The following is a 9957-nucleotide window of genomic DNA, read 5'->3' as shown; positions in this document are numbered from 1 at the left end:
TCGGTGGCCTTCCGAGTCAGGAGTGCCGGGATCCCGCCCACACACATCATCACTGTGGCCTTCACTGCGGATTCGCGTGCGGCTTGGCTGCACTCTTCCTCGAGCGTTTTCCGCCGGGGGCGATCCGGGTGGTTCTGGGAAAGCCTCCGGTGCGGGTGTGCGTTTCCGATGTGCCGATTCCCCGTGAGTACCCCGAAAAACGCGGCCCCGCCGGTAATCGCGCGCATTCGCGGGGCCGTGCACCGGCTTGCCGGTGATTGAGAGCCCCGGCACCGTGGTACACCTTCGGTGTCGGCGTCGGCACCCGCGGTGCGCGCGGCGGGGATCGTTGATCATTACGCAACCAGTTGCTGAATACGCTACGAACTCAGCCGGCGGGGTACTTGTCAGGCGCGTGGACTAGAAAACCCGCCGAACATCGACCCAGGGCAACCTTGAGTAGTGTTCGCTGCTCCAAACGGGTTGCTCTGTTACTTGGCACACAAACCGCTTGGCGAAGCTGTCAAGGGGTGTGCGGTCGTGTGCCCGCGCAACGCCTCTACCACTCGGTATACCGGTTTCCCGAGGCACGGGGGGCGTGTGCGCGCAGCGCCCACCGGTACGGAATGCGTGCCTTGGCGTTATACATGGGGTGAAAACGCACGTCACGCAATCGACGCATTGATCGTGTGTGGTCCCGATCAATAGATTGAGTTCAGGCGGTTTGCTCAGATCAGCGCCGATGTGCTGCAATCCCGCCGAGTCGGGGTGAAGGGAACGGGTCTTGACGGGCCCGGTGCCTGGCTGCGCTCAAAAGCGCGCCGCGGGTCGATATCGGGACTGACGGCGATTTGCCGGTCCGGCCTGCTCAATTTCGTGCGCCCTTTTTCCGACAATTTTCGAAGCGAGCCGTGACCTAGGAGGCAGCGCGCATGACGGAATCGACAGCCGGCCGAACGCACCTGGACCCGGCTGGCACCGCGGAGAGAAGCCGGGTGGAGGCGCACCCCGCGCAGGAGTTCGGTGCCGATCCGTTGACCGTGCGCGAGACCGACCACTACACCAACGAGTACGTCAAGGGTTTCGTCGAGAAGTGGGACGACCTGATCGACTGGCGCAAGCGCTACGAGAGCGAGGGCAGCTTCTTCATCGACCTGCTCAAGGCCCGTGGCGTGAAGTCGGTGCTCGACGTGGCCACCGGCACGGGCTTCCACTCCGTGCGGCTCGTCGAGGAGGGCTTCGACACGGTCAGCGTCGACGGCAGCGCCGAGATGCTGGCGAAGGCGTTCGAGAACGGGCTCGAGTACGGCGGGCACATCCTGCGGGTGGTGCACGCCGACTGGCGCTGGCTCAACCGCGACGTGCACGGTGAGTTCGACGCCGTGGTGTGTCTCGGGAACTCGTTCACCCACCTGTTCTCCGAACGCGACCGGCGCAAGGCGCTCGCCGAGTTCTACGCCGTGCTCAAGCACGACGGCGTGCTGATCCTTGACCAGCGCAACTACGACTCCATTTTGGACAGTGGGTTCAGCAGCAAGCACACGTACTACTACTGCGGCGACGAGGTGACCGCGGAGCCGGAGTACGTCGACGAGGGTCTCGCGCGGTTCCGCTACCAGTTCCCGGACAGCTCGCAGTACCACCTCAACATGTTCCCGCTGCGCAAGGACTACACGCGCCGCCTGCTGCGCGAGGTCGGGTTCCAGCGGGTTGAAACCTACGGCGACTTCCAGGAGACCTTCAGCGCGGATGATCCGGACTTCTTCATCCACGTCGCGGAGAAGCGGTACCTGGAGGCCGACGAGGACACCCGCAACTACTCGGCCGCGGTCAACGTGGCACGCGACTACTACAACTCGGACGACGCGGACAACTTCTACTTCCACATCTGGGGCGGCGAGGACATCCACGTCGGGCTCTACGACTCGCCCGGCGAGGAGATCGCCACCGCGAGCAGGCGCACGGTGGAGCGGATGGCGGGCAAGCTGGGCCTCACCGAGGGCATGCGCGTGCTCGACATCGGTTCGGGATACGGTGGCGCCGCGCGCTACCTCGCCGCCACCTACGGCTGCGCGGTGACGTGTCTCAACCTCAGCGAGGTCGAGAACGAGCGCAACCGGCGGTTCAGCGAGGAGCAGGGGCTCGGACACTTGATCGACGTGGTCGACGGCTCGTTCGAGGACCTGCCGTTCGAGGACAATGAGTTCGACGTCGTGTGGTCGCAGGACGCGATGCTGCACAGCGGCGACCGCATCCGCGTCCTCCAGGAGGTGACCAGGGTCCTCAAGCCGAAGGGTCAGTTCATTTTCACCGACCCGATGGCCTCCGACGGCTGCGAGAAGGCGGCACTTCGGCCGATCCTGGACCGGCTCCACCTGGACTCGATGGGCTCGCCGTCGTTCTACCGGCGCGAGCTCAACCGGCTCGGCATGTCCTCGGTCGACTTCGAGGACCACACCCCGCAGCTCGCCACCCACTACGGGCGGGTGCTCGAGGAGACCGAGCGACGTAACGACGACCTCTCCGGCAGCGTTAGTACGGAATATCTGACACGGATGAAGATCGGACTGAAGAACTGGGTCGAAGGCGGTCGTGCGGGCAACCTCGCGTGGGGAATCTTCCACACCCGCGCCTGAGTCCCGAAATTCCCTTCCCCCACGGCAACCACGGCAAAAGGAAGCATTGTGACTGCAAATCGAAGGTTGTTCACGAGCGAGTCGGTGACCGAGGGCCATCCGGACAAGATGTGCGACGCCATCAGCGACTCCATTCTGGACGCGATGCTGGCCGCCGACCCGCGCAGCCGGGTCGCCGTCGAGTCCCTGATCACGACCGGTCAGGTGCACGTGGCCGGTGAGGTCACGACCGACGCCTACGTCGACGTGCCCACGCTGGTGCGCGAGAAGGTGCTGGAAATCGGCTACGACTCCTCCTCGAAGGGCTTCGACGGGGCCTCGTGCGGGGTGAACGTGGCGATCGGGTCGCAGTCGCCGGACATCGCGCAGGGCGTGGACACGGCGTACGAGTCGAGGCTGGAGAACGCGCTCGACGATCTCGACAAGCAGGGCGCCGGTGACCAGGGGCTGATGTTCGGCTACGCGTGCTCGGACACGCCGGAGCTGATGCCGCTGCCGATCGCGTTGGCCCACCGCCTGTCGCGCAGGCTCACCGAGGTGCGCAAGAACGGGACGATCCCGTACCTGCGGCCGGACGGCAAGACGCAGGTGACGATCGAGTACGCCGGTGACCAGCCGGTGCGGCTCGACACCGTGGTGATCTCCAGCCAGCACGCCGAAGGTATCGATTTGGACAAGATGCTGGCGGTCGATCTGACGGAGAACGTGCTCAAGCCGGAGATCGTCTCGCTCGGCCTCGCCGCCGAGGAGCCGAAGGTGCTCATCAACCCGACGGGCCGGTTCGTGCTCGGCGGTCCGATGGGTGACGCGGGCCTGACCGGGCGCAAGATCATCGTCGACACGTACGGCGGGATGGCACGGCACGGTGGTGGCGCCTTCTCGGGCAAGGACCCGTCGAAGGTGGACCGCTCGGCGGCCTACGCGATGCGCTGGGTCGCCAAGAACATCGTCGCGGCCGGGCTCGCCGACCGGGCGGAGATCCAGGTGGCATACGCGATCGGCAAGGCGGCCCCGGTGGGCCTGTTCGTGGAGACGTTCGGCACCGAGAAGGTGGCGCCGGAGAAGATCCAGGCGGCGATCGCCGAGGTGTTCGACCTGCGTCCCGCCGCGATCATCCGCGACCTCGACCTGCTGCGGCCGATCTACGCGCAGACGGCGTCCTACGGGCACTTCGGCCGCACGGACGTGGACCTGCCGTGGGAGCGCACGGATCGTGCGCCCGCGCTGAAGGACGCCGCCAAGGCGTAGTCCCGCTCGCCGGACCCCGGCAGTCCTGTTCTACCTACCCGAGGAGTGTGCCCCGCTCATGCGCATCGCCGTGACCGGTTCCATCGCCACCGATCATCTGATGGTGTTCCCAGGCCGGTTCGCCGACCAGTTCGTGGCGGACCAGCTGGAGAAGGTGTCCCTGTCGTTCCTCGTCGACCAGCTCGACATCCGGCGTGGCGGTGTCGCGGCGAACATCTGCTTCGGGCTCGGCAGCCTGGGCATGTCGCCGGTGCTGGTCGGCGCGGTGGGCACCGACTTCGACGACTACCGGTCGTGGCTGGAGCGCCACGGCGTGGACACCAAGTCGGTGCACGTGTCGCAGACCCGGCACACGTCGCGCTTCCTGTGCACCACCGACGAGACGCAGGCGCAGATCGCCTCGTTCTACGCCGGGGCGATGGAGGAGGCCCGCGAGATCGAGCTGCAGGCGGTGGCCGACCGGCTCGGCGGGATCGACCTCGTGGTGGTGGCGCCGAACGACCCGGTCGCGATGGTCCGCCACACCGAGGAGTGCCGGCAGCGCGGGTTCGCGTTCGCCGCCGACCCGTCGCAGCAGCTGGCGCGGATGGACGGGCCGGACGTGCGCTCGCTCGTGGAGGGCGCGTCGTACCTGTTCACCAACGAGTACGAGACGTCGCTGCTGCTGCGGGTGACGGGCTGGTCGGAGCAGGACGTGCGCGACCGCGTGGGGCTGTGGGTGCAGACCCACGGCCCGGACGGGGTGCGCATCGAGGGCAAGGGCGTCGAACCGGTGACCGTGGCCGCACACGAGGTGACCGACGAGGCCGACCCGACCGGCGTGGGCGACGCGTTCCGGTCGGGCTTCCTCTGGGGTCTGCACGCGAAGCTGAACGTCGAGCGGGCGGCTCAGGCCGGGTGCACCCTGGCGGCGATCGTGCTGGAGACCGTGGGCACCCAGGAGTACACATTGGACCGCGGGGACTTCTCCAAACGGATCGCCAAGACCTACGGCAGCGAGGCCGCGGCCGAGATCGAGTCGAAACTGCGGGTGTGAGCATGGAGAGTGCGTTTCTCGCCGCGCTGGAGCAGCGGGTGCTGGTCGCCGACGGCGGCATGGGCACCGCGTTGCAGGAGCACGACCTCACGCTGGACGACTTCGCCCAGCTGGAGGGCTGCAACGAGATCCTCAACGAGACCCGGCCCGACGTGGTGAGCTCGGTGTACCGGGGCTTCCTGGATGCGGGCTCCGACGCGATCGAGACGAACACGTTCGGCACCAACCTCGCCAACCTCGGCGAGTACGGGATCGCCGACCGCATCCGGGAGCTCGCCGAGAAGGGCACGACTCTGGCCCGGCGGGCCGCCGACGAGTATCACTCAGCGGACAAACCGCGCTTCGTGCTCGGCTCGGTGGGGCCGGGCACGAAGCTGCCCACCCTCGGACACGCGCCGTACGCGGCGCTGCGCGACGCCTATGTCGAGAACGTGCTGGGCCTGCTCGACGGCGGGGTCGACGCGGTGCTCGTGGAGACCTCGCAGGACCTGCTGCAGACCAAGGCGGCGATCATCGCGGCCAAGCGCGCGATGGCGCAGGCAGGCAGGCGTGTGCCGATCATCGCGCAGGTGACGGTGGAGACCACGGGCACGATGCTCGTGGGCTCGGAGATCGGCGCCGCGCTCACGGCGCTGGAGCCGCTCGGCATCGACCTGATCGGCATGAACTGCGCCACCGGCCCCGCCGAGATGAGCGAGCACCTGCGCGTGCTCGCCCAGCACGCGAGCGTGCCGATCTCGGTGATGCCCAACGCCGGGCTGCCGGAGCTCGGCCCGAACGGCGCGGTGTATCCGCTGCAGCCGGAGGAGCTGGCCGAGGCGCTTTCCGGGTTCGTCACCGAGTTCGGCGCCCGGCTCGTCGGCGGCTGCTGTGGCACGACCGGAGCGCACATCTCCGCGGTCGCCGAGGCGGTGGCGGACCTTCCGCCGAGGCGGCGCACGCCCGAGGTGGTGCCCTCGGTGTCGTCGGTGTACCAGTCGGTGCCGTTCCAGCAGGACGCATCGATCCTCAACATCGGCGAGCGCACCAACGCCAACGGCTCCAAGGCCTTTCGCGAGGCGATGCTCGAGGAGCGCTACGACGACTGCGTGGAGATCGCCAAGGCGCAGACCCGCGAGGGTGCGCACCTGCTCGACCTGTGCGTCGACTACGTCGGCCGGGACGGCACCAGGGACATGCGCGAGCTGGCCTCGCGCCTGGCCACGGCGTCCACGCTGCCGATCATGGTCGACTCCACCGAGGCCGAGGTGGTGCAGGCCGGCCTCGAGCACCTCGGCGGCCGGTGCGCGATCAACTCCGTGAACTACGAGGACGGCGCAGGCGAGGGCAGCCGGTTCCATCGGGTCATGGAGATGGCGGTGGAGCATGGGGCGACCGTGGTGGTCACGTGCATCGACGAGGAGGGCCAGGCCCGCACCGCGGACTGGAAGCTGCGGGTCGCCGAGCGCGCGATCGAGGACCTGACGGTGAACTGGGGTCTCGAGAAGTCCGCGATCATCATCGACTGCCTGGTCTTTCCCATCACCACCGGGCAGGAGGAGGTCCGCAAGGACGCCATCGAGACGATCAACGCGATCCGCGAGCTCAAGCGGCGCCATCCGGACGTGCAGACCACCCTCGGTCTGTCCAATGTGTCCTTCGGGTTGAACCCGGCGGCGCGGCAGGTGCTGAACTCGGTGTTCCTCAACGAGTGCCGGGAGGCCGGGCTCGACTCGGCGATCGTGAACTCGTCGAAGATCCTGCCGATGACCAAGATCGAGGACGAGCCGAGGCGGGTCGCGCTCGACCTGGTCTACGACCGCCGGTCCGAAGGCTACGACCCGCTGCAGAAACTGATGGCGCTGTTCGAGGGCAAGACGGCGTCGTCGAGCAAGGCCTCACGCGCGCAGGAGCTGGCGAAGCTGCCGCTGTTCGAACGGCTGGAGCGGCGCATCGTGGACGGCGACCGCAACGGGCTGGAGACCGACCTCGACGCGGCGATGGAGCAGAAGCCGCCACTGGAGATCATCAACGAGAACCTGCTCGCCGGCATGAAGGTGGTCGGCGACCTGTTCGGCTCCGGGCAGATGCAGCTGCCGTTCGTGCTCCAGTCGGCCGAGGTGATGAAGGCCGCCGTCGCCTACCTCGAACCGCACATGGAGAAAGACGACTCCGGCGGCAAGGGCAGGCTGCTGCTCGCGACCGTCAAAGGGGACGTGCACGACATCGGCAAGAACCTGGTGGACATCATCGTGTCCAACAACGGCTACGACGTCGTGAACATCGGCATCAAGCAGCCGATCAACGCGATCCTGGAGGCCGCGGAGGAGCACAGGGTCGACGCGATCGGCATGTCCGGCCTGCTGGTCAAGTCCACGGTGATCATGAAGGACAACCTGCGGGAGATGAACTCGAGGGGCGTCGCGCAGAAGTACCCCGTGCTGCTCGGCGGTGCCGCGCTGACGAGGACGTTCGTGGAGAACGACCTCGACGAGGTCTACGAGGGTGACGTCCGCTACGCCAAGGACGCCTTCGAGGGGCTGCACCTCATGGACCGCCTGATGGCGATCAAGCGAGGGGAGGCCCCCGAGGAGGACGCCGAGGCCGAGGCGAGAAAGGCCGAGCGCAAGGCCCGTCACGAGAGGTCCCTGCGCATCGCCGAGAAACGCAAGGCCGCCCAGGGCGGTGAGCCGTCGGCCGACGACACGACCCGGTCCGATGTGGACGCCGACGCTCCCGTGCCGGTACCCCCCTTCTGGGGCTCCAAGGTGGTCAAGGGCGTCGCCGTCAACGACTACCTCTCGCTGCTGGACGAGCGCGCCACGTTCTTCGGCCAGTGGGGCCTGCGCGGTGCGAAGAAGGGGGAGGGGCCCTCCTACGAGGAGCTGGTGGAGACCGAGGGCAGGCCACGGCTGCGGGCGTGGGTGGACGAGCTGTCCACCGCGGGCATCCTCCAGCACGCCGCGCTCGTCTACGGCTACTTCCCGTGCTACTCAGAGGGAAACGACCTCGTGGTGCTCGACAAGGACGAGCCGGACGCGCCGGAGCGGCTGCGGTTCACGTTCCCCCGGCAGCGCCGCGACAGGAGACTCTGCCTCGCCGACTTCTTCCGCTCCCGGAAGAAGGCCGAGGAGACCGGGCAGGTCGACGTGCTGCCGTTGCAGCTGGTGACGATGGGCCAGCCGATCGCGGACTACGCGGGCGACCTGTTCGCGAAGAACGCCTACCGGGACTACCTGGAGATCCACGGGCTGGGCGTGCAGCTGACGGAGGCGCTCGCCGAGTACTGGCACCGGAGGATCCGGCAGGAGCTGCTGTTCTCCTCGGGTTCGTCGGTCGCGGCGGAGGATCCGGCCGATGTGCGGGAGTTCTTCAAGCTGGGATACCGTGGCGCCCGGTTCTCGCTCGGCTACGGTGCCTGCCCGGACCTCGAGGACCGGGCCAAGATCGTGGAACTGCTCGGAGCGGAGCGGATCGGGGTCGAGCTGTCCGAGGAGTTCCAGCTGCATCCCGAGCAGTCCACCGACGCGATCGTTGCCCACCACGCGCAAGCGAAGTACTTCAACACCTAGGAAAGGATCTCATGAACGCGAAGTTGCAGAAGGTCAACGGCCTCGAGTTCGCCGTCGCCGACCTGACGCTGGCCGAGGCGGGCAGGCACCAGATCCGGCTGGCCGAGCACGAGATGCCGGGCCTGATGGCGACTCGCAGGGAGTACGCGGACTCGAAGCCGCTGAAGGGTGCGCGCGTCGCGGGCTCGCTGCACATGACGGTGCAGACGGCCGTGCTGATCGAGACCCTGAGGGAGCTCGGCGCCGACGTCCGCTGGGTGTCCTGCAACATCTTCTCCACTCAGGACGAGGCGGCCGCCGCGGTCGTGGTGGGCCCGAACGGCACGCCGGAGAAGCCCGAGGGCGTGCCGGTGTTCGCGTGGAAGGGCGAGACGCTGGAGGAGTACTGGTGGTGCACCGACCAGCTCTTCCAGTTCGGTGACCAGGGCCCGAACATGATCCTCGACGACGGCGGCGACGCCACGCTGCTCGTGCACAAGGGTGTCGAGTTCGAGGCGGCGGGCGCCGTGCCAGAGGCCACCGAGGACGACCCGCACGAGTACCGGGTGATCCTGTCCACGCTGAAGGCGTCGCTGGCCGCCGACTCGAAGCGGTTCACCAGGATCGCCGAGGGCATCAAGGGCGTCACCGAGGAGACCACCACCGGCGTGCACCGGCTCTACGAGTTCGCCAAGACCGGGGAGCTGCTGTTCCCGGCGATCAACGTCAACGACTCGGTGACGAAGTCGAAGTTCGACAACAAGTACGGCTGCCGGCACTCCCTTGTGGACGGCATCAACCGCGCCACCGACACGCTCATCGGCGGCAAGGTCGCGGTGGTCTGCGGCTATGGCGACGTCGGAAAGGGCTCGGCCGAGTCGCTGCGCGGGCAGGGCGCGCGCGTGATCATCACCGAGATCGACCCGATCTGCGCGCTGCAGGCCGCGATGGACGGCTTCCAGGTGACCACGCTCGAGGACGTGGTGGAGACCGCCGACATCTTCGTGACCACCACCGGCAACTTCAACATCATCACCGCCGAGCACATGGCGAAGATGAAGCACCAGGCCATCGTCGGCAACATCGGCCACTTCGACAACGAGATCGACATGGCGGGCCTGGAGAAGACGCCGGGCGTCACCAAGGTCGAGATCAAGCCGCAGGTGCACGAGTACCGGTTCCCCGACGGGCATTCGATCATCGTGCTGTCGGAGGGCAGGCTGCTGAACCTCGGCAACGCGACCGGGCACCCGAGCTTCGTGATGTCCAACAGCTTCACCAACCAGGTGATGGCGCAGATCGAGCTCTTCACGAAGCCCGGCGAGTACGGCAAGCAGGTGTACGTGCTGCCGAAGCACCTCGACGAGAAGGTCGCCCGGCTGCACCTCGACGCCCTCGGCGTGAAGCTGACCAAGCTGACCAAGGAGCAGGCGGCCTACATCGGCGTCGACGTGGAGGGCCCCTACAAGCCGGACCACTACCGCTACTGAGCCCAGCTGCAGTGAAGGCCACCTTCACTGCGTTGAAC

General features: G+C 67.4%; 5 protein-coding genes. All 5 read left to right on the top strand.

Features of this window, described 5'->3' with window-relative positions:
• Positions 1-911: 911 nt before the first annotated feature.
• The 5 genes from FCN18_RS27655 to ahcY are packed head-to-tail and all read left to right on the top strand — an operon-like array spanning position 912 to position 9919.
• Positions 912-2615, top strand: coding sequence for a glycine/sarcosine N-methyltransferase (locus tag FCN18_RS27655; RefSeq protein ID WP_137096477.1), 1704 nt, complete (start codon positions 912-914; stop codon positions 2613-2615).
• A gap of 48 nt (positions 2616-2663) precedes the next feature.
• The gene (metK, locus tag FCN18_RS27650) at positions 2664-3863 is read left to right on the top strand and encodes a methionine adenosyltransferase (RefSeq protein ID WP_137096476.1); all 1200 of its coding nucleotides are present in this window, start codon (positions 2664-2666) and stop codon (positions 3861-3863) included.
• A 58-nt stretch (positions 3864-3921) separates the two neighbouring features.
• A complete protein-coding gene (locus FCN18_RS27645; protein WP_137096475.1) occupies positions 3922-4899 on the top strand; it encodes a carbohydrate kinase family protein in 978 nt (325 codons plus the stop codon).
• Between the two features lie 2 nt (positions 4900-4901).
• Positions 4902-8450 carry a methionine synthase gene (metH, locus tag FCN18_RS27640; protein ID WP_137096480.1) on the top strand — a complete coding sequence of 1183 codons (3549 nt, stop codon included), beginning with the start codon at positions 4902-4904 and terminating at the stop codon, positions 8448-8450.
• Positions 8451-8461: 11 nt separating this feature from the next.
• Positions 8462-9919 (top strand): adenosylhomocysteinase, encoded by a 1458-nt coding sequence (gene ahcY, locus FCN18_RS27635; RefSeq protein WP_137096474.1) that lies wholly within the window; start codon positions 8462-8464, stop codon positions 9917-9919.
• Positions 9920-9957: the final 38 nt, after the last annotated feature.

Origin of the sequence: Prauserella endophytica, assembly GCF_005146945.1 — a bacterium.
Taxonomy (GTDB): domain Bacteria; phylum Actinomycetota; class Actinomycetes; order Mycobacteriales; family Pseudonocardiaceae; genus Prauserella_A; species Prauserella_A endophytica.
This window is presented reverse-complemented; position numbering and strand designations above follow the sequence as displayed.

What these genes read in the sequence shown, in the direction of transcription:
- FCN18_RS27655 (WP_137096477.1), top strand. Translation starts at nt 912, where the DNA reads ATGACGGAATCGACAGCCGGCCGAACGCACCTGGACCCGGCTGGCACC.
- FCN18_RS27645 (WP_137096475.1), top strand. Translation starts at nt 3,922, where the DNA reads ATGCGCATCGCCGTGACCGGTTCCATCGCCACCGATCATCTGATGGTG.
- metH (WP_137096480.1), top strand. Translation starts at nt 4,902, where the DNA reads ATGGAGAGTGCGTTTCTCGCCGCGCTGGAGCAGCGGGTGCTGGTCGCC.
- ahcY (WP_137096474.1), top strand. Translation starts at nt 8,462, where the DNA reads ATGAACGCGAAGTTGCAGAAGGTCAACGGCCTCGAGTTCGCCGTCGCC.